This is a genomic window from Geodermatophilus sp. SYSU D00710, assembly GCF_054050195.1.
The window spans coordinates 16063-35152 of record NZ_JBJGYX010000001.1 but is presented as its reverse complement, the minus strand read 5'-3'; the positions used below and the strand labels follow the sequence as shown (position 1 = coordinate 35152).

The window sequence follows — 19090 nt, the reverse complement described above, 5'->3', positions numbered from 1 at the left end:
CACCGGCCCGCCGGGACGGTCGTCCTGCGCCGCCGGTGCCGCGCGCCCACGATGTCCCGGTGCGCACGGTGGGGGTCGAGGAGGAGCTGCTGGTCGTCGACCCGTCGGGGACGCCGGTGCCGCGCGGGCCCGAGGCGTTGGCGGTGGCCTCCCGGCGGGGGGAGGGGGAGACCCCGGAGGAGCACGAGCGCGAGAACGACGCGGCCGACGGCGGGGCGCGGGGCCACCTGGTGCCCGAGCTCAAGCAACAGCAGCTGGAGCTGGGCACCCGGGTGTGCACCGGCCTGGACGAGGTGGACCGGGAGCTGCGCGCCTGGCGTGGCCGGGCCGACGACGCCGCGCAGGCGGTCGGGGCGCGGGTGGCGGCGCTCGCCACCTCCCCGGTCGCCGTCGACCCGGCGCCCACGCCCGGGCAGCGCTACAGCGCGATGGAGGAGACCTTCGGCCTCATCGCCCGCGACCAGCTCACCTGCGGCTGCCACGTGCACGTCTCCGTGGCCGACGACGAGGAGGGCGTCGCCGTCCTCGACCGGATCCGGGTGTGGCTGCCGGTGCTCACCGCGCTGACCGCGAACTCCCCGTTCTGGCTCGGCGCCGACAGCGGCTACGCCAGCTACCGCTCGCAGGCCTGGAACCGCTGGCCCTCCGCGGGGGCCGCCGAGCCCTTCGGCGACGCCGCCGGCTACCACCGGGCCGTCGCCGACCTGGTGGCCACGGAGACGATCGTCGACGCCGGCCAGGTGTACTTCGACGCCCGGCTGTCGCTGACCTGGCCGACGGTCGAGGTGCGGGTGGCCGACGTCGCGCTGCGGGTGGAGGACGCGGTCACCCACGCCGGGCTGGTGCGCGCGCTGGTCGACACCGCGGCGGGAGAGTGGCGGGCGGGCCGGCCGGTGCCACCGGTGCGGGCGGAGCTGCTGCGGGTCGCGGCGTGGCGGGCCGGCCGGTCGGGGACCGCCGGGGACCTCGTGCACCCCCGCACCGGGCGGCCCGCGCCGGCCGTGGACGTCGTCGCGGCGCTGCTCGAGCACGTCGGGCCGGCCCTGGCGGCCGCTGGGGACCGGGAGCGGGTCGCCGACGGCGTCGCCGCGGTCCTCGCCCGGGGCACCGGGGCGGACCTGCAGCGGCGGGTGCACCGGGAGACCGGGGACCTCGCCGCCGTCGTGCGCGCCGCCGTCGACCGGACGCCGGGGGCGTGACCAGGTGGCTCCCAGGCGACCGGGCTATCGTCCGGCCATGTACACCGCGAGCTGGCGGGACGTCGTCCGGCGCGACACCTTCGGGTCCCACCCCGATCGCCGGGACGCGCCCTACCGGCTGGTCGTCCGGGTGACGCTGGTGATCTTCCGGCTGCTGCGGCTCCGCTTCGACGTCCGCGGCTCCGAGCACGTGCCCGCCGCGGGCGGGGCGGTGATCTGCAGCAACCACGTCAGCTACCTCGACTTCACCTTCCTGGGGCTGGCCGCGCTGCCCCGGCACCGGCTGGTGCGCTTCATGGCCAAGGCGTCGGTGTTCGGCCACTGGTTCGCCGGGCCGTTCATGCGGGCGATGCAGCACATCCCGGTCGACCGCACGGCCGGGGCGGCCGCCTTCGAGGCCGCCGTCCGGGCGCTCAAGGACGGCCAGCTGGTCGGGGTGTTCCCCGAGGCGACCATCAGCCAGAGCTTCACGGTCAAGGACCTCAAGGCCGGTGCGGCCCGGATGGCGATCGACGCGGGCGTGCCGATCATCCCGGCCGCGGTCTGGGGTGGGCACCGGGTGGCCACCAAGAAGCGGCCGGTCGACCTGACCCGCGGCCGGGCGGTGACCGTGCTGCTCGGCGAGCCGCTCGTCCCCGAGCCGGGGGAGACCCCCGTGGCGCTGCTGGCCCGCACCCGGGCGGCGATGGAGACCCTGCTCGACGAGGCCCAGCGCACCTACCCCCAGCAGCCAGACGGCCCCGAGGACCGGTGGTGGCTGCCCGTCCACCTCGGCGGCACCGCGCCCACCCTGGCGGAGGCCGCGGCGCGCGACGTCGAGGACGCCGCCGGCAAGCGGGTGCGCACGCGGCGCCGGGCGCGGCTGCGGGCCCGGCTGACCGGCCGACGCCGGCCCCCCGGCGCGGCGGCGTGACCCGGGGCCGGGGTCAGTCGACCACCGGCGGGGCCATCAGCCGGAACGCCTCCAGCTCCACGTCGTACCAGCGGCGCAGCCGGCCCAGCGGCTGCATGCCCAGCCGTCGGCAGACCGCCAGCGAGGCCTCGTTGCCGGGCCGCACGACGGCGTAGACCTCGGGCACCCCGGCGCCGAAGGCGCGCTCGACCACGGCCCGCGCGGCCTCGGTGGCGTAGCCGCGGCCCCAGCAGTCGGGGTGCAGGTGCCAGCCGACCTCCACCTCGCCGACGCCGTCGGGCAGCGGCTTGAGCAGCACGGTGCCGGCGACCAGGGGCGGTTGCCCGCGCACCTCGACCGCCCAGCAGCCGAAGCGGGGGTCGGCGCGGCTCACCTCGGCCCACCGGCCGACCAGTTCCACCGGCCCCACCGACGGGGTACCGCCCAGCCAGCGGGTGACCTCGGGGCGGGCGTAGATGTCGGTGAGCCGGGCCAGGTCGTCGCGGCAGGTGGTCCACGGGCGCAGCCGCAGCCGGGGGGTGAGCAGGTCCCCGTCCGGCACCGGTCCTGCCTACCGCCGCCGGACGGCCCCGGCCACCCGACGGAGGCAGCCGACGCCGTCACCCGGGCGCGGGGCCGCGGCGGGGCGCCGTCATGCTCGGCGCCATGACCGCCGCCGACCTGCTCGTCTCCGACGTCACCGTGGGTGACCGCCCCGGCCGGGCGGTGCTCGTCGTCGACGGGCGGATCGCCTGGCTGGGCGCGGCCGGGGAGGCGCCGCGGGCCGGCCGGGTGCTGGCCGGGCAGGGCGCGCTGCTGACCCCGGCGTTCGTCGACGCCCACGTGCACGCGACCGCCACCGGCCTGGCGCTCACCGGTCTCGACCTCCACTCGAGGTCGAGCCTCGCCGACGCCCTCGCCGCCGTCGCCGCGACGGTGGCCGGCACGCCGCCGGGGATCCTGCTGGGCACCGGCTGGGACGAGACCGGCTGGCCGGAGGGCCGCGGCCTGACCCGCGCCGACCTCGACGCCGTCGTCGGCGACCGCCCGGCGTACCTGGCGCGGGTGGACGTGCACTCCGCGACGGTGTCGACCGCCCTGCTGGACCGGGTGCCCGGCATCGGCGACCTGCCCGGCTTCTCCGCCGACGGGCAGCTGCGCCTGGACGCCCACCACGCCGCCCGGCAGGCCGCCTACGGCGCGGTGACGGCGCCGCAGCGGGCCGCCGCGCAGGCCGCGACGCTGACCGAGGCCGCCCGGCTGGGCATCGGCAGCCTGCACGAGATGGCCGGGCCGGAGGTGTCCAGCGCCGAGGACCTGCGCGCGCTCCTCGCGCTGGCCACCGACCGGCCCGGACCGCGGGTGGTGGGCTACTGGGGCGAGCTCGCCGAGCGCGGCGGGCTCGAGGTGGTGCGCGAGCTCGGCCTGGCCGGCGCCGGCGGGGACCTGTTCTGCGACGGCGCCCTCGGCTCGCACACCGCGGCGCTGCGCTCCCCCTACCGGGACCGGCCCGCCACCGCCGGGGCGCTGCGCTTCGAGCCCGCGCAGCTGGTCGACCACCTGCGGGCCTGCACCGCGGCGGGCGTGCAGGCCGGGTTCCACGTCATCGGCGACGCCGCCGTCGACCAGGTGCTCGACGCCGTCGGCGCGGTGGTCGCCGAGCTCGGGCTGCCCGCCGTGCGCGCCTGCCGGCACCGGCTCGAGCACGTCGAGATGCCCGGTGCCGAGGCGATCGGGCGGATGCGGGACTGGGGGATGGTCGCCAGCGTGCAGCCCGCCTTCGACGCGGCCTGGGGCGGGGACGCCGGCATGTACGCCGAGCGCCTCGGCGTCGACCGGGCCCGGGCGACCAACCCGTTCGCCGACCTGGCCGACGCCGGGGTCGCGCTGGCGCTGGGCAGCGACGCGCCGGTGACGCCGATGGACCCGTGGGGCGGCGTGCACGCCGCGGTCGACCACTCCACGCCCGGTGCGGGCCTGCGCCCCTTCGACGCCCTGGACGCGGCCACCCACGGCGGCTGGCACGCGGTCCGGGCCGAGACCCCGGCCGGGCCGCTGGCGGTCGGCGCCCCGGCCGACCTGGCCCTGTGGGCCACGGGCACCGGGCTGTCGGCGGTGCTCGCCGAGCGCGCCCGGCCCGGCTGCGCCGCCCTGGTGGTGGCCGGTGAGGTGCTGTCGCTGTAGCGGGTGACGTGCGGGGTCCGGTGGCCGCACCCGCGGGGGACGCCGCCGGTCGTGCGGCCGGTCCGGCCGGGTGGGATGGGATGCTGGTCGGCGGACCACGCCGTGGTCCGCGCCCGCGGGTCCCCGCGGGCGTCCAGCCGGGGCCCGGGCCGTGCGTCCGCGGCACGACGTCGCGGGGAGGTCAGCGGTGCCATCAGCAGCCGCGGCGGGCACACTCGACGCCGGCGCCGCCGCCGAGCGCCCCGGCCGTCCGTCCCGGGGGCCGGCCCGGTGGGCGCTGCTCGGGCTGACGGCGCTGGCCGCGGCGGGCGGGGCGGCGATGCTGCTCGCCTTCCCCGGCTGGTCGCTGCTCCCGCTCGCCGTGCTCGGCCCCGCCGCGCTGGCCCTGGCCGTGCACGGGCAGCGGGCCCGGGTCGGCGCCTGGCTGGGCCTGGTCTGCGGGCTGGCGTTCTTCGTGCCGCTGCTGTCGTGGACGGGCATCTACGTCGGCGCGTTCCCCTGGCTGGCCCTGGCCGTCTCCCAGGCGCTGTTCCTGTCCGCCCTGGGCGCGGGGACCGCGGCGGTGTCCCGGCTGCGGCTGTGGCCGCTGTGGACCGCGGCGCTGTGGGTGGCCGTCGAGGCGCTGCGCGGCCGCGTCCCGCTCGGCGGGTTCCCCTGGGGCCGGCTCGGCACCAGCCAGACGGACGGGCCGCTGCTGGCGCTGGCCGCCTACGGCGGGGTCCCGCTGGTCTCCTTCGCCGTGGCCCTGACCGGCACGCTGCTGGCCACGGCGGTGCTGGCCCTGGCCCGCGCCCGGCGTCCCGGGGATCCCGGCCGGCGGGGGCCGGCGGTCCGGACGGCGGCCGCGGCGCTGGCCGGGGTGGCCGTGGTGCCCCTGCTCGGCGCGGCCGCCTGGCTGCCGCTGCCCGGCCCCTCGCTGACCGCGGGCGGCCCCACGCGCACCGTCGCGGTCGTCCAGGGCGACGTCCCCGAGGCGGGCCTGGAGTTCAACGCCCGCCGCCGGGCGGTGCTGGACAACCACGTGCAGCGCACCCTGGAGCTGGCCGAGGCGGTCGCGGCCGGGGACGCCGCGCAGCCCGACCTGGTGGTCTGGCCGGAGAACAGCTCCGACATCGACCCCTACGCCAACGCCGACGCCGCCGCGCAGATCAGCCGGGCCGCCGAGGCCGTCGACGCGCCGGTGCTGGTCGGCGCGGTGGTGCAGGGCCCGGGGGAGTACCTGTCCAACACCGGCATCGTGTGGGACCCCGACACCGGGCCGGGTCAGACCTACGTCAAGCGGCACCCGGTGCCGCTGGCCGAGTACGTGCCCGCGCGGGCGTTCTTCCGCTTCTTCAGCGACAAGGTCGACCTGGTCCGCCGCGACTTCGTGCACGGCACCGAGGTCGGCGTCCTGGACATGGCCGGCGCGCGGGTCGGCGACGTCATCTGCTTCGAGGTGGTCTACGACTCCCTCGTCGCCGACACCGTGGAGGCCGGGGCGGGCATGCTCGTCGTCCAGACCAACAACGCCACCTTCGGCTACACCGACGAGAGCGAGCAGCAACTGGCCGCCAGCCGGCTGCGGGCCGTGGAGTTCGGCCGCACCGTCGTCGTGGCGGCCACCAGCGGCATCTCCGCGGTCGTGGCCCCCGACGGGACGCTGGTCCGCCGCTCGGAGCTGTTCACCTCCGCGGTGTTCGTCGAGGAGGTCGCCCAGCGCGACTCCACCACGGTCGCCCAGCGCCTCGGCGCCGCCCCCGAGTGGACACTGGCCGCCCTCGGCGCCGGCGCGCTGCTCGCCGTCGCCGTCCCCGCGCTGCGCGCCCGCCGGAGCGGCCGGTGAGCGCCCCGCGGGTGCTGGTGGTCATCCCCACCTACGACGAGGTGGAGAACCTCGAACCCGTCCTCGACCGGCTGCACGCCGCGGTCCCCACGGCACACGCGCTCGTGGTCGACGACGGCTCACCCGACGGCACCGGCGAGCTGGCCGAGAAGCTCGCCGCCCAGGACGGGCGGGTGCACGTGCTGCGGCGCACCGAGAAGTCCGGCCTGGGCCCGGCCTACGTCGCGGGGTTCCGCTGGGGCCGCGCGCACGGCTACGACGTGCTGGTCGAGATGGACGCCGACGGCTCCCACCACCCCGAGCAGCTGCCGCTGCTGCTGGCCGCCCTCGACGACGCCGACCTGGTGCTCGGCTCGCGGTGGGTGCCCGGCGGCCGGGTGGAGGACTGGCCGCGCCGGCGGCTGCTGCTGTCGCGGGTGGGCAACCTCTACACCCGCTGGGCGCTGCGGCTGCCGCTGGCCGACGCCACCGGGGGGTTCCGCGCCGTCCGCGGGGAGCTGGTCGACCGGCTGCCCTTCGACGAGGTGGCCAGCCAGGGCTACTGCTTCCAGGTCGACTGGGCCTGGCGGGCGGTGCGGGCCGGCGCCCGGGTGGTGGAGGTGCCGATCACCTTCAGCGAACGCGAGTTCGGCCGGAGCAAGATGACCGCCTCGATCGTTGAAGAGGCGTTGGTGCGGGTCACGTGGTGGGGCCTGCAGGACCGGCTGGCCGACCGGCTGCCGGGCCGGGTCCCCCGCGCCGTGCCGGGACGGGTCCGCGACGGCGGGCGGTCCAGCGAGGTCCGGTAGGCGGACCCGGGCCGCCCGCGAGGCCGGACCGGGGAGAGCCGTGGGACAGGCCGGAGGACGTGCCGTGGGGCACCGGGTGGGACGCCGGGTGCGGGTGCTGGTGGGGCTGTGGGCCCTCGCCGAGGTCGCCGTGTTCGTGCTGGTGGCCGGCTGGATCGGGGTGGGTGCGACGGTGCTGGCCGCGCTGGCCACCACCGTGCTGGGCTGGGCGCTGCTGGCCCGGCAGGGCACGCGGGCGCTGCGCGAGCTGGCCGAGCGCGCACGGGCGAACCGGCCGCCGGGCCGGGCCGCCTCCGACGCCGGCCTGGTCGCCGTCGGCGGGGCGCTGATGGTGCTGCCCGGCTTCCTCGGCGACGTCGTCGGGCTGCTGTGCCTGCTTCCGGTCACCCGGCCGCTGGTGCGGGCCGCGGTCGGCCGCGGGGTGGCGGCGCGGCTGGGACTGCGTCCCGCTGGCCCGGTGCGGGTGCGCAGCGCCCGGGTGCCCGGCGCGGCCTTCCCGCACCCGGGCGGCCCGGTGCGGGTCATCGAAGGGGAGGTCGCCGGCGACCCGGTCGACGGGGAACCGGCCGACACCGGCCGCCGGACGGTCTGACCGGCTGGTCCCGCGCGCAGGTCGTGCGCTGCCTCCGGGTGGGGGCGGAGCACGACCGCGCGGCGCCCGCGCCCCGGCCGCGGACGTGGAACGGCCCCGGTGGGGGGTCCCACCGGGGCCGTTCCGCGTCGTGCGGGGAGTGCGTCAGCTGGCGCGGGTCCGCCGGCCGCGCAGCACCTCGAGGCGCTCGGCCAGGACCTCCTCGAGGTCCTCGACGGAGCGGCGCTCCAGGAGCATGTCCCAGTGGGTCCGCGGCGGCTTGACCTTCTTGGGAGCCGGCTCGGCGCCGCCGACCAGCTTGGCGGCGGAGCCGTCGAACTTGCACTCCCAGGTGTCGGGCACCTCGGCGTCGTCGGCGAACGGCACGGTGAACTGGTGGCCCGAGGGGCACTTGTACTCGACGTACTGGCGCTCGATCGGAGCGGTGTTCCGCTCGGTCTCGTAGCTGACGCTGCCCAGTCGGCTGCCCCGCAGGGAACGCTCGCCCATGGCACACCGTCCTCTCGTGCTGGTGGTGTCGGTCGGGTGTCCTCGTCGCAGCAGGCAGTACCCACCGCGCGGGGAGTCAAGGAGACCAACGACGGATTTCGCGGATAGATTCCGCTGAGTCGGTTCCCCATCATCGCATGGAGTGGTATTGGGGCGCGCACCGCCCCTCGGACGGGGGAGCGGCGCCACTCGGGGAGGGGTCAGGGCAGCTCGAGCTGGCCCGGGCCGGCCGCCGTCGGGCCGAGCTGCCCGAGCACGTGGTGCCGCCGGCAGAGCACCTGGTAGTGCACCTCCGGGCCGGGTGTGGGGTCGGCCTCGGGCACCGGGGTGGGGGCGGTGTCGGCGACGACGACGGTGGCGCCCTCGCGCACCATCTGCCCGTCGACCACCCGGGCGTTGAGCAGCCCCGGCGCGCCGCACCAGCACAGCACCTCGACCTGGATCCGCTGCACGTCGTCGGCCACCTCCAGCAGCCGCTGGGTGCCGGGGAACAGCCGGGCGCGGAAGTCGGTGGTCAGCCCGAAGGCGTAGACGTCGACGTGCGAGGCGTCGACGAGCTCGGCGAGCTGGTCGACCTGCGCCGGGGTGAGGAACTGCGCCTCGTCGACGATCAGGTAGTCCACCCGCCGGCCCCCGGCCCACAGGCTGCGCACCAGCAGGATGAGGTCGGTGCCGGCGTCGACCTCCACGGCGTCGTGCGCCAGGCCCACCCGGGAGCTGATCTGCGGCCGCGCCGACCGGTCCCCCTGGGTCAGCAGCAGCCCCGAGCGGCCCTGCCGGCTCTGGTTGTGGTCGACCTGCAGCGCCAGCGTGGACTTGCCGCAGTCCATCGGGCCGTGGAAGAAGCGCAGGTGCGCCGGGGCGGGAGCGCGCCGGCGGTCCCCGGCGGCCGGGACCGACGCCGGCACGGCGGCCGGACCGCTCACAGCCGCTCGGGCGGGGTGTTGCCGGCGGCCACGACCGCCCGCCGCATCGGCAGGCGGGCCAGCAGCAGGAACCCGGCGACGAAGAACACCAGCAGGCTGATGATCGCGTACCGGTAGGAGCCGGTGAGCTGGTAGGTCAGGCCGAACAGCAGCGGCCCGAGCCAGCTGGTCCCGCGGTCGCTGATCTCGTAGAAGCTGTAGTACTCCGCCTCCCGGCCGGCCGGGATGAGGTGGCTGAACAGCGACCGGGACAGCGCCTGGGTGCCGCCCTGCACCAGCCCGATGACGGCCGCCAGCGCGTAGAACTGCGCGACCGCGCCCTCCTGGAGCCAGTACGCCGCCACCAGCACCGCCGTCCAGGCCACCAGGCAGCCCAGCACGGTGCGTTTGGCGCCGTAGCGGGCGGCCACCCGGCCCAGCCCGAGCGCGCCGAACACGGCGACCACCTGCACCATGAGGATCGCGCCGGTGAGCACCGACTGCGACAGCCCCAGCTCCTCGCTGGCGTAGGTGGCGCTCAGCGAGATCACCGTCTGCACGCCGTCGTTGAACAGCAGGTACGCGCCGAGGAACCACAGCGTCAGCGGGAACGCCCGCATACCCTTCAGCGTCGCCCCCAGCTGCCGGAACCCGCTGGTGGTGGTGCCGTGCCCGGCACCCGGCGGGCGGTCGCGCAGCAGCGAGACGGTGACCAGCGTGAACAGCCCCCACCACAGGCCCGCCGTGGCCAGGCAGATGCGCACCGCCTCGCCGTCGGTGAGCCCCAGCGACTCCGCGCCCAGGAACAGCCCCAGGTGGACGGCGAGCAGCAGCGCCCCGCCGACGTAGCCGAAGGCCCAGCCGCGGCTGGAGACGGCGTCGCGCTCGTCGGGCGCGGCGAGGTCGGGCAGCCACGAGTAGTAGACGACCGTGGCCGCGCCGAAGGCGACGTTGGCCACGACGAACAGTGCCGCGCCCAGCAGGTAGCGCCCGTCGGCGACGAAGAACAGGCAGGTCGCGGCCACCGCGCCCAGGCCGGCCAGCCCACCCAGCAGCCGCCGCTTGCGCCCGGAGCGGTCGGCGACCGCGCCGGTGAGCGGCAGCACGAGCACCTGCAGGATCACCGAGAACGACAGCACGTAGGAGAACCAGCTGCCCGGGGGGATCGACAGCCCCAGGAAGGGCAGCCGGCCGTCGGCGCCGGCGGCGTCCTCGGCCACGCTGGTCAGGTACGGGCCCAGGAAGACCGTGGTGACGCTGGTGTTGAACACCGACATCGCCCAGTCGTAGGAGTACCAGCCGAAGCGCTCGCGGCGCAGCGCGGGGTCGACGGGCCCGGGCGAGGCGTCGACGTCGGGAGCGGTCACCGGCGCAGGGTGCCAAACGCGGCCCGGCAACTCCAGCACCGGCCCGTCACGGGATGTCCGGTCAGGGGACGTCGTCGGGTCGGTGTCCCGCAGGACCGGCTCGAGGTGGTCGGGCAGCGGCGGCGCGGCGTGCGCCAGCCGCGCAGCCGCTGTGCCCACCCGCTCAGCGCGGCACCCACTCGCCGCGGGCCTCGAGGACCTCCTTGAGCATGGCCGGGCGGTCGGTCATGATCCCGTCGACGCCCAGGTCGAGCATCGCCGTCGCCTCCTCGGCGGTATCGACGGTCCAGACGTGCACCTGCAGGCCGCGGGCGTGCGCGGCGGCGACGAACCGCTCGTCGACCAGCGCCCGCCCGCCCAGCTGCAGCGGCACCTGCGCGCACCCGGCCTGCATCCGCACCAGCCCGGCCGCCCGCGGGGAGTACGACGACAGCCGCAGCGCCGCCACGCCGCGGGGACCCAGCGAGGTGCACACCGAGGGCCCGAACACCCGCCGCGCGGCCGCCACCCGGGCGTCGGAGAACGAGCCCAGGCAGATGCGGTCGTGCACGCCCATCCGGTGCACCGTGCGCGCCAGGGGCGCCAGCACGCCGGCGGCCTTGATGTCGAGGTTGAACCGCACGTCGGGCCAGGCGTCGAGCAGCTCCTCCAGCCGCAGCACCGGCTCGCGGCCGCCGATGCGGGCGGTGGCGACCTCGGCCCACGGCAGGTGCTCGATGCGGCCGGTGCGGTCGGTGACGCGGTCCAGCGTGGGGTCGTGGAAGACGACCAGGACGCCGTCGGCGGTCACCCGGACGTCGGTCTCGAGGTACCGGTAGCCCATCGCCACGCAGGCCTCGAAGGCCGGCATGGTGTTCTCCAGGTGCTCGATCGCGCCGCCGCGGTGGGCCATCGCCAGGGGCGTCGGTCCGTCGAGGTAGGCGAACCGGGCGGAGGGCACGGGCGACACGCTAGTGCGGGCGTCCGACACGCCGTCGCGCTGCTTCCCGAGTGTCCCCCGGGCGTGTCACGCGGGACTGTCGGTGGTGCCGTCTAGCGTCCCGACCGTGGCAGAACAGCAGGTCCGCGGCTCGGCCGCGCGCACGGTCCGGAAGGCGGTCAGGACGACGGCGGAGCGTGACCCGGGGCGTCCCGTGGCGGGGGAGACGACGGGGCAGGGGAGTGGCGGTGACCGCCGCTGCGGCTGGTGCCGGCGGGTGCTGCCCCAGGCCGGCTCGGTCGGGCGTCCCCGGCTGTACTGCGGCCAGGCCTGCCGGCAGCGCGCCTACGAGCAGCGCACGGCGACGGCCAAGGCCGGCCTGTCCGACGACGTCGTCCTCGTCAAGCGCGCCGACCTCGACGGCCTGCAGGACCGGCTGTTCCAGCTCCGCTGCGCCCTCGAGGACGTGCAGACCCTGCTCGGCGAGCGGCACACCAAGGCCGAGCTCGAGCAGTCCCTGGCCGACCTGCTGCTCTCCACCGGCCGGCTCGACCGGCTCTGGGTCACCGAGCGCGCCGGCTGAGCCGCCGCCCACGGCCGGTCAGGCGCGGCCGGTCAGTCCGGGTCCTGCGTGTCGTCGTCCTGGTCCTCGGGGTTGCCCTGGTCCTCGTTGCTGTTGTCCGGCAGGTTGTCCTGGGAGTCCTCGGACGGGTCGTTGCCGCTGGTGTTCTCGCTGTCGTCGGTGGTGCCGTCGTTCTGGTCCTGCCCGGCCGCGTTGCAGCCGGTGACCGTGGCGCCGCCTCCGAACAGCGCCAACGCGGTCATCAGTGCGGCGATCGGACGTCGGAGTTCCATGCACCGACCCTAAGCAGCACCCGGGTGCACCGCCCGTCGAACGCGTGATCCCACCCGATTAACGTCACTGTGACGTATTGACGGTGGTGTGGCGGGGTCCGGGGAGTGGTGACCACCGGCCGCCCGGGGTGCGACGACTGCGGGCGATGACGCCGACGGCGGTCCGGAGAGGCCGGGTCGGGCACCGGGTGACCGGGACGGGCGGACGGCGGGCCGGCAGGTCCGCCGGGCTGACGGGACGCCACGGCGGGCGGGACGAGCCCGGGGTCGCCGTCGACGTCGCGGACGGACACGTCGTGGGGCATCTCGCCGGCGCCGCGTCGTCGACGAAGATCCCGCGCAGGACACCGCGGGTCGACGCTGCGGATGCGTTGCGGGCCGACGGGTCCGACGAGCCCCGATCCCGGCGTCCACCCGGGCCGCCGACCACGGATCCTCCGCGCCGATAATTTACATTATGTCAACTCGGCTGGCGAGGACCCCGCTCCACCGGCTCCCCCCGACCGTCACCTGACCGGCTGCAGCCGCACCCGCGGGTCCAGCGCCGCCGCGGCGATGTCGGCGATCGCGTTGGCCACGATGACCGCGGCGATCACCACCGTGGTCAACCCGACCAGCATCGCCCGGTCCCGCCCCTCGATCGCCCCGAGGATCGCCGCGCCCACGCCGGGCATGACGAACACCCCCTCGACGACGATCAGCCCGACGAACAGCTGGCCGAGGTTGGCGGCCACGAAGGTCACCACCGGGGTCAGCGACGGGCGCAGCGCGTGCACCCCGACCACCCGCCGGGCCGGCAGCCCGCGTCCGCGCGCGGCGAGCACGAAGGGCGCCCGCAGGGTGTCCCCCACCTCGGCGCGGGAGATGAGCGCGACGTACCCGGTCGACAGCGCCGCCAGCGCGAGGACCGGCAGCACGTAGGCCGCCGGGTCCCCGGACAGGCCGTTGAACGGCGCCCAGCGCAGCTCCGAGACGAACACGAACCGCAGCAGGTACGCCGCCACGACCACCGGGGTGCCGACCAGCACCATGGCCACGACGTACACCCCCGTGCCGGTCCACCGCCCGCTCGTGGCCAGCGCCCCGGCGACCACCCCCACCACGAGCTGCACGACGATCGCGCCGACGAGCAGGACCGCGCTCACCGGCGCGGCCGCGGCGATGACGTCGAGCACCGCCGGCCCGGCCACCACGTCGTCCCCGCTGAGCCGGGGCAGGCCGCGCCCCCAGTCGCCGGTCACCAGGTCGCGCAGGTAGAGGACGTACTGGACCAGGACCGGCTCGTCGAGGCGGAGTTCGGTGCGGATGCGGGCGTAGAGCTGCGGCGGGGGCGGCTGGAAGCCGAACAGCGCGCGCACCGGGTCACCGGGCAGTTGCGTCACGGCGATGAACACCAGGGTCACCGCCGCCCAGAGGCTCAGCAGCGTCTGCCCCAACCGGCGGACGGTGAAGGCGAGCACACCCGACATCCTGCGTCATGCCGGCGCGGTGGTGATCACCACGGTCGACGGCGCGACTCTGCTCGGTCACACTCCGCGGGTGCCGTCGTCCTCCTCCCCGCCCGCACGCTCGACGACCGGACGGCGACCCCGCAACGGCCCGCTCGTCGTCGGCGGGGTGCTCGTGGCGCTGCTGGGCGCCATGGCGCTCGTCCCCGGTGCGTTCACGAGCGCCGACCCCCGCTCGTGCGACCTGGCCGACTCCCTCCTGCCGCCGTCCTGGGCCCATCCGCTCGGCTTCGACGTCTTCGGCTGCGACCTGGCCGCCACGGTGGCCTACGGTGCCCGGACGTCTCTGGGCCTCGCCGTCGCCGTGGTGCTCATCGCAGGCGTGGCCGCGGTGGTCCTCGGCACCGTCGCCGGGTACGCCGGCGGGCTGGCCGACGGCCTGGTCTCCCGGGTCACCGACGTCTGGTCGGGCATCCCGCTCGTCCTGGGCGGCGTCATCCTGCTCAGCGCCACCGACCAGCGCGGGGTCCCGCAGGTCGTCATCGTCCTCGCGGCCTTCAGCTGGCCACCGATGGTCCGGGTCGTGCGGGCCAGCACCCGCCAGGTGCTGGCCCTCGACTACGTCACCGCGGCGCGCGCCCTCGGCACCGGACCGCTGCGGCTGCTGTACCGGCACGTGCTGCCCAACGCCGCCCGCCCGCTGGTGGTCTTCGCCAGCGCCTACGCCGGCGTGCTCATCTCGGCCGAGGCGATCCTGACCTTCGCCGGTGTCGGCCTGCAGCGGCCCATCGAGTCCTGGGGCATCCTGCTGCAGCAGGGCGGCGAGACGGCCTCCCGCGCGCCGCACGTGCTGATCGGCCCGAGCGTCGTCCTGGTCGTGGCGGTGGCCGCCTTCGTGCTGCTCGGCGAGGGCCTGCGCAACCGGCCGGACCACCGCTGAGTCCCCGGCTCCTCGCACGGGCTCCCCAGCTCTCGTCCCGAGGAGGTCCCGTGCCGAGCACCGTGCAGCCCGTCCTGGTGACCCGCGGCGCCCCCTCCCCCGCGTCACCGATCTCGGCGGCGCGGTGCACGGCCCGCCGAACGACGTGCCGTGGCTCAGCGTCCGGCCCACGTCCGTGACCCGGACGGCAAGCTCGTCTGACTGACGGCCGCGCGACAACCGTGGGCTCTTGTTCTGTGCGATGAGGTTGATGCTTTGTTAGGGATAACGGATCAAGGTGCTCTGGGCGACAGGCGGCAGAGGCGGGCGGCGTCAGTTCCTACCGCGGCCGCTCCACCAGGAGGTGTCCGCCACGCCGTCCGGCACCGGCCGGCACGCTTCCCGCCCGCCATCACCCGCGGTACGCGCCCATGACGGCGGGCCACTGATCGCCCGGACGCGGGGCCCGGCTCGTGAGGCCGCTCGGCCTCGAGGTCGACTGCGTGGTCCCCCTTGCGATGCTGCGGCTGCGACGACGCGCCGAGTCTCGCCAGGGGGACCCATGACCACGAGCGGCCGGAGGCGGCTGCTTCGCCGGTGCGGCCTCGCGGGCGTCGCCATCGCCGTGGGGCTCGCCGCGCCCCGGTGCGGCTCCGACGATCGACGGCGTCGAGTGCCCCGCAGGGCGCCGACCCCGCCGCGTTCTGCGAGGTGGACGTCGACATCGAGGCGGCGTCCGCGGCGGTCCCGCCGATCCCCGACACCGCGACCGCCGCGCAGGTCCGGGCGGCCCTGGAGGACTTCAGCGCCACCGTGGACCCGCTGCTGGCGCGCGCCGAGGAGACCGCACCGGCGGAGCTCGCCGACGCCGTCGCGACCGCCGCCGGCACCATCCGGGAGGTGGTGCGGACCGGTGACGTCGCCGCGTTCGCCCGCGCGGAGTTCCGCGCGGCCGACGCCGCGATGGACGAGTACATGCTGGCCGAGTGCGGCTACGCCCACCTCGAGATCAGCGGCACGGACCACCGGTACGACGGGCTCCCGGCGAGCCTGCCGACCGGCGTCGTCGGACTGACGTTCACCAACGACGGCACCGAGCCCCACGAGGTCGCCGTCTTCCGGATCGACGACCACGTATCCCTCCCGTGGGCCGACGTGCTGGCCCTGCCCGAGAACCGGATGTGGGCCTCGGTGACCCCGCTCGGCAGCGCCTCGGCTCCGCCCGGTGCCTCTGAGACCGCGTTCGTGCGACTAGCGGAGCCCGGGCGCTACGGCGTCGCCTGTCTCGTCCCCCAGGGGTCGACGACCGGTGCCGACGGCGCCGGCCCGCCGCACTTCACCCTGGGCGAGCTCGTCGAGTTCCCGGTGACCTGAGCCGATGCCGAGGGGCGCAGGTCCTCCCCCGTTGTTGCTGTGTTCGTCATCGTTTTGAAAATCGCTAAGGCAGTTGGGGATAACGGACACCACGGCGGGGTGCACGTCGAGGTCCGCCCGGGCGTGGGCGCGCGCGGACCCTCAGCGGGAGGCGGCCATCCGGACGCCCAGCCCGACCAGGACCGTGCCGGCGGCCGCGTCCAGTCCGCGGCTCACCCGTGGCCGGCGGAACCAGGCCCCCGCCCGCCCCACGCCGGCGGCCAGTCCCAGGTACAGGCCGGTCTCGACGACGACCTGCAGCACCCCGAGCAGCACCGCGGTGGCCAGCGGGTCGCTGCCGGCGGGCACGAACTGCGGATAGAACGCGATCATGAAGACCGCCAGCTTCGGGTTGGCCAGCTGGACCAGCAGACCCTCGCCGAACGCCCGCCGCCGGCTCGCCGCAGCGGGCCGCTCCCCTCCCCCGCCGTCCGCGCCGGGCCCGCCGTGCCAGGCCTGCCACAGCGCGCGGCCGCCCAGCCACAGGAGCACGCCCGCGCCGACGACGCGCAGCACGAGGTAGGCCAGCTCCGACGCCGCCACGGCGGCCGCGATCCCGGCACCGGCCAGCAGCGCCCAGACGAACAGGCCCGCCTCGACCCCGAGCACCGTGGGCACCGCGGCGCCTGCACCCCGAACCGCGGCGCGACGCACGATGAGGGTGAACGCGGGCCCGGGTGTCGCCGCGATGAGCAGCACGGCGCCCAGGAAGGCGGGCAGCGCGACGAGCAGGGCCGGGACGTCCACACCGGCAGGGTGACAGCCCGCCGCTGGCCCGTCGTCCGGTTATCCGTCCCGGCGCCGCCGGAGCGGGACCGGGCTCAGCCGCGCCGGTCGCGCCAGGGCCGGCCGGCGAGCCACCACTGCAGCCGCCGGGTGATCCAGGGCAGCAGCAGGTAGGTCATCAGCGGGGTCAGCGTCAGCGTGACGACGGCGACCCGCAGGGCCACGTGCAGGTCGGCCAGCCACACGCCGAGGGTCACCGTGGTCAGCAGGTTGAGCGGGTAGAAGACCAGCCAGATCGTCGTCGCCTGCTTCCAGCGCGGCGGCGCGGCCGGCCCCGGCGGGGTCACCACCTCGGCGCTGGTGGGCTGGTCGAACCAGCCCTCGATGCCGGTCCGCCGCTCGGTGCGGGTGACCTCGGCCAGCCCCTCGGCCGACCGCAGCCACCAGGCGCGCTCCGTCGAGGCCTCCCACGCCTCGAGCGCCTCGTGGTCGGTGAACCGGCAGAGCATGTGCCACTCGTCCGAGCCGCCGCGCGGGCGCACCCACCCCGCGCCCAGGAAGCCGGGGAACGACTCGGCCATCGCCAGTCCGGCGCGGATCCAGGCGGTCATCTCCCGGGTGTGCGCCGGGTCGGCGCGGCGGGTGAAGGAGACGGTGACCGGCAGGTCGCGCGTGACCACGGGCGTCGACGACGTCATACCGCCCAGCATCAGCGCGCTGCGGGTCCCCTCGCAGCCGGCGGCGGTGTGACCTCCCCCGCGCTCACCATCTCAAACCGGTGGGTAGTTGGGGATAACGGACGACGACGGCGAGCGGGGGCGCGCACGCCGGGTTCCGGCCGGCAGCATGCGGCGCGGGCGCACACCCTCGCGTCGCTGCGGGGACCTCCCGGGCCGGTGCGGTTCACTCGCCGGGATGGACGCCGTCGCCCGACTCTGGACCCGCGTCACCGCCGAGGCGCCGCTGCCCGTCGAGGTCCTGGCCGGGGCCGCCGTCGTCGCGTTGGTCGTCGTCGCCAGCCCCGCGCTGTGGCGGCCCACCCGCACCGTGGTGACCATCGCGCACGAGGGCGCCCACGGACTGGCGGCGCTGGCCACCGGCCGCCGCCTGGCCGGCATCCGGCTGCACTCGGACACCTCGGGGCTGACCGTGTCGGCGGGCCGCCCCACCGGCCCGGGCATGGTGCTCACCTGCGCGGCGGGGTACGTCGGCCCGGCGCTGTTCGGCCTGGGCGCCGCGGCGCTGCTGGCCGCCGGGCACGCCGCCGGGGTGCTGTGGGCGGTGCTGGCGCTGCTGGCGCTCCTGCTGCTGCAGATCCGCAACTTCTTCGGCCTGTGGGCGGTGCTGGCCACCGGCGCGATCGTCGTCGGCGTGACGGCCTGGGTGCCGCCGGCCGGTCAGGCCGCCTTCGCCGCCGCGGTCACCTGGTTCCTGCTCCTGGCCGCGCCGCGCACGGTGCTGGAGCTGCAGCGCGCCCGCCGCCGTCGCCGCGCGCCGGACTCCGACGCCGACCAGCTGGCCCGCCTCACCGGCCTGCCCGGGCTGCTGTGGGTCGGGCTGTTCCTGCTCGTCGACGTCGCCGCCCTGGCGCTGGCCGCCGTCTGGCTGCTGCAGCCCTGACGGGGCCTCCTCCGCCCGGCCCGGCCGCCCCCATCCCGAGGACCAGGCCGGCCGCGACCACCGCCACGCCGGTCCACACCGGCAGGGCCGGCAGCGGCCCGCCCAGCACCACGCCGGTGGCGGCCGCGGCCACCGGCGCGATGCCGGTGAGCAGGCCGGCCCGCGCGGCACCGAGCCGGGTGACCGTCGCGTACCAGAGCACGAACGCGACCGCGGTGACACCGACGGCGAGGAAGCCGACCGCCAGCACCTCCCGAATCCCCAGCCGCAGCACCGCGCCGGGGCCCTCCGTGACCAGCCCCAGGACGGCGAAACCCCCGGCGGCCAGCCAGGTCGTGTGCACCGACACGCCCCAGGGACCGTGCCGGCCCAGCACCGGGACGGCGAGCAGCGTGAACGCCGCCTCGCAGGCCAGCACCACCAGCGCCCACGCCAGCCCGGTCCCGTCGGCGCGGCCGAGCCCCTGCACCAGCGCCGCCCCGGCGGTGACGACGACGGCGGCGGCGAGGACCCGCGGCCGGGGCCGCCGGCCCTCCAGCAGCGGACCGGCCACCGCGAGCAGCAGCGGCACGCTGGCGACGGCCACCCCGAGGACCGCCGGCTCGGCGTGCGCCGCGCCCTCCACCAGCGCGACGTTGAACAGCACCAGCCCGGTGCCGGCGACGCCGAGCAGCCAGCTCCACTCCGCGCCCCGCGGCCGCCGCAGCGGCCGGCCGGTGGCCCGCGCCAGGACGGCGAGCAGCAGGCAGGCGACGGCGTAGCGCAGCGCCTGCGCGGTGGCGTCGCCGGCGGGCGCCAGCAGCCCGGACACCGCCACGCTGCCCCCGACGAAGGCCATCGCCAGGGCGCCGGGCAGTGCGGCACGGACGGTGTGGGGGCTGTCGGGAGCGGCGGTCACGGTGCCACCCTGGGCGGCGGGTGGACCGGTGCACAGGTCCGATGAGGGCGG

General features: G+C 76.6%; 20 protein-coding genes. 10 read left to right on the top strand and 10 right to left on the bottom strand.

What is annotated here, in order from left to right:
• Window positions 1–59: 59 nt before the first annotated feature.
• Window positions 60–1199 carry a carboxylate-amine ligase gene (locus tag ACI78U_RS00170; protein ID WP_456873251.1) on the top strand — a complete coding sequence of 380 codons (1140 nt, stop codon included), beginning with the start codon at window positions 60–62 and terminating at the stop codon, window positions 1197–1199.
• Between the two features lie 37 nt (window positions 1200–1236).
• The gene (locus ACI78U_RS00165; protein ID WP_456873250.1) at window positions 1237–2112 is read left to right on the top strand and encodes a lysophospholipid acyltransferase family protein; all 876 of its coding nucleotides are present in this window, start codon (window positions 1237–1239) and stop codon (window positions 2110–2112) included.
• Window positions 2113–2125: 13 nt separating this feature from the next.
• Here the strand turns inward: ACI78U_RS00165 and ACI78U_RS00160 are convergent, their stop codons facing one another.
• Window positions 2126–2653 carry a GNAT family N-acetyltransferase gene (locus ACI78U_RS00160; RefSeq protein WP_456873249.1) on the bottom strand — a complete coding sequence of 176 codons (528 nt, stop codon included), beginning with the start codon at window positions 2651–2653 and terminating at the stop codon, window positions 2126–2128.
• A gap of 104 nt (window positions 2654–2757) precedes the next feature.
• Here ACI78U_RS00160 and ACI78U_RS00155 point away from each other — a divergent pair, with 104 nt between their 5' ends.
• The 4 genes from ACI78U_RS00155 (at window position 2758) to ACI78U_RS00140 (ending at window position 7480) form a co-directional block, all read left to right on the top strand.
• The gene (locus ACI78U_RS00155; RefSeq protein WP_456873248.1) at window positions 2758–4275 is read left to right on the top strand and encodes an amidohydrolase; all 1518 of its coding nucleotides are present in this window, start codon (window positions 2758–2760) and stop codon (window positions 4273–4275) included.
• Between the two features lie 187 nt (window positions 4276–4462).
• A complete protein-coding gene (lnt, locus tag ACI78U_RS00150; protein WP_456873247.1) occupies window positions 4463–6100 on the top strand; it encodes an apolipoprotein N-acyltransferase in 1638 nt (545 codons plus the stop codon).
• Window positions 6097–6888: a polyprenol monophosphomannose synthase gene (locus ACI78U_RS00145; protein WP_456873246.1), complete on the top strand. Its 792-nt coding sequence runs from the start codon at window positions 6097–6099 to the stop codon at window positions 6886–6888. The genes lnt and ACI78U_RS00145 overlap by 4 nt, the downstream gene beginning before the upstream one ends.
• Window positions 6889–6952: 64 nt before the next feature.
• Window positions 6953–7480, top strand: a complete 528-nt coding sequence (locus ACI78U_RS00140; RefSeq protein ID WP_456873245.1) for an FxsA family protein — start codon at window positions 6953–6955, stop codon at window positions 7478–7480.
• Window positions 7481–7624: 144 nt separating this feature from the next.
• On the opposite strand, the gene ACI78U_RS00135 is transcribed toward ACI78U_RS00140, so the two are convergent.
• The 4 genes from ACI78U_RS00135 to ACI78U_RS00120 form a co-directional block, all read right to left on the bottom strand.
• Window positions 7625–7969: an RNA polymerase-binding protein RbpA gene (locus ACI78U_RS00135; protein WP_456873244.1), complete on the bottom strand. Its 345-nt coding sequence runs from the start codon at window positions 7967–7969 to the stop codon at window positions 7625–7627.
• 200 nt (window positions 7970–8169) lie between these two features.
• Window positions 8170–8895 carry a thymidine kinase gene (locus ACI78U_RS00130; protein WP_456873243.1) on the bottom strand — a complete coding sequence of 242 codons (726 nt, stop codon included), beginning with the start codon at window positions 8893–8895 and terminating at the stop codon, window positions 8170–8172.
• The gene (locus ACI78U_RS00125) at window positions 8892–10241 is read right to left on the bottom strand and encodes an MFS transporter (protein WP_456873242.1); all 1350 of its coding nucleotides are present in this window, start codon (window positions 10239–10241) and stop codon (window positions 8892–8894) included. The genes ACI78U_RS00130 and ACI78U_RS00125 overlap by 4 nt, the downstream gene beginning before the upstream one ends.
• Before the next feature lie 163 nt (window positions 10242–10404).
• Window positions 10405–11181, bottom strand: coding sequence for a glycerophosphodiester phosphodiesterase (locus ACI78U_RS00120; protein WP_456873241.1), 777 nt, complete (start codon window positions 11179–11181; stop codon window positions 10405–10407).
• A gap of 106 nt (window positions 11182–11287) precedes the next feature.
• Between ACI78U_RS00120 and ACI78U_RS00115 the strand changes: the two genes are divergently transcribed.
• Complete coding sequence (locus ACI78U_RS00115) at window positions 11288–11743, top strand: hypothetical protein (RefSeq protein ID WP_456873240.1); 456 nt, start codon at window positions 11288–11290, stop codon at window positions 11741–11743.
• A 32-nt stretch (window positions 11744–11775) separates the two neighbouring features.
• Here ACI78U_RS00115 and ACI78U_RS00110 read toward each other — a convergent pair whose 3' ends face one another.
• Together ACI78U_RS00110 and ACI78U_RS00105 are read right to left on the bottom strand one after the other, a co-directional pair.
• On the bottom strand, window positions 11776–12015 hold the full coding sequence (locus tag ACI78U_RS00110; protein WP_456873239.1) for a hypothetical protein: 240 nt from the start codon (window positions 12013–12015) through the stop codon (window positions 11776–11778).
• Window positions 12016–12521: 506 nt separating this feature from the next.
• Complete coding sequence (locus ACI78U_RS00105; protein WP_456873238.1) at window positions 12522–13475, bottom strand: ABC transporter permease; 954 nt, start codon at window positions 13473–13475, stop codon at window positions 12522–12524.
• On the opposite strand from ACI78U_RS00105, the gene ACI78U_RS00100 reads away from it, so the two are divergent.
• Together ACI78U_RS00100 and ACI78U_RS00095 are read left to right on the top strand one after the other, a co-directional pair.
• A complete protein-coding gene (locus ACI78U_RS00100; protein WP_456873237.1) occupies window positions 13462–14403 on the top strand; it encodes an ABC transporter permease in 942 nt (313 codons plus the stop codon). The genes ACI78U_RS00105 and ACI78U_RS00100 overlap by 14 nt on opposite strands.
• 624 nt (window positions 14404–15027) lie before the next feature.
• Complete coding sequence (locus tag ACI78U_RS00095) at window positions 15028–15756, top strand: hypothetical protein (RefSeq protein WP_456873236.1); 729 nt, start codon at window positions 15028–15030, stop codon at window positions 15754–15756.
• A 141-nt stretch (window positions 15757–15897) separates the two neighbouring features.
• Here ACI78U_RS00095 and ACI78U_RS00090 read toward each other — a convergent pair whose 3' ends face one another.
• The gene (locus tag ACI78U_RS00090; RefSeq protein WP_456873235.1) at window positions 15898–16542 is read right to left on the bottom strand and encodes a LysE family translocator; all 645 of its coding nucleotides are present in this window, start codon (window positions 16540–16542) and stop codon (window positions 15898–15900) included.
• A gap of 74 nt (window positions 16543–16616) precedes the next feature.
• The gene (locus tag ACI78U_RS00085; RefSeq protein ID WP_456873234.1) at window positions 16617–17219 is read right to left on the bottom strand and encodes an antibiotic biosynthesis monooxygenase; all 603 of its coding nucleotides are present in this window, start codon (window positions 17217–17219) and stop codon (window positions 16617–16619) included.
• Between the two features lie 217 nt (window positions 17220–17436).
• Between ACI78U_RS00085 and ACI78U_RS00080 the strand changes: the two genes are divergently transcribed.
• The gene (locus ACI78U_RS00080) at window positions 17437–18141 is read left to right on the top strand and encodes a M50 family metallopeptidase (RefSeq protein WP_456873233.1); all 705 of its coding nucleotides are present in this window, start codon (window positions 17437–17439) and stop codon (window positions 18139–18141) included.
• On the opposite strand, the gene ACI78U_RS00075 is transcribed toward ACI78U_RS00080, so the two are convergent.
• Entirely contained in the window at window positions 18047–19039 is a 993-nt protein-coding gene (locus tag ACI78U_RS00075) for a DMT family transporter (protein WP_456873232.1), read from the bottom strand. The genes ACI78U_RS00080 and ACI78U_RS00075 overlap by 95 nt on opposite strands.
• Window positions 19040–19090: the final 51 nt, after the last annotated feature.

Excerpts from the sequence above, each read along its gene's own strand:
- ACI78U_RS00080 (WP_456873233.1), top strand. The coding sequence starts at position 17,437 with ATGGACGCCGTCGCCCGACTCTGGACCCGCGTCACCGCCGAGGCGCCG.
- ACI78U_RS00085 (WP_456873234.1), bottom strand. The coding sequence starts at position 17,219 with ATGACGTCGTCGACGCCCGTGGTCACGCGCGACCTGCCGGTCACCGTC.
- ACI78U_RS00135 (WP_456873244.1), bottom strand. The coding sequence starts at position 7,969 with ATGGGCGAGCGTTCCCTGCGGGGCAGCCGACTGGGCAGCGTCAGCTAC.
- ACI78U_RS00110 (WP_456873239.1), bottom strand. The coding sequence starts at position 12,015 with ATGGAACTCCGACGTCCGATCGCCGCACTGATGACCGCGTTGGCGCTG.
- ACI78U_RS00165 (WP_456873250.1), top strand. The coding sequence starts at position 1,237 with ATGTACACCGCGAGCTGGCGGGACGTCGTCCGGCGCGACACCTTCGGG.
- ACI78U_RS00155 (WP_456873248.1), top strand. The coding sequence starts at position 2,758 with ATGACCGCCGCCGACCTGCTCGTCTCCGACGTCACCGTGGGTGACCGC.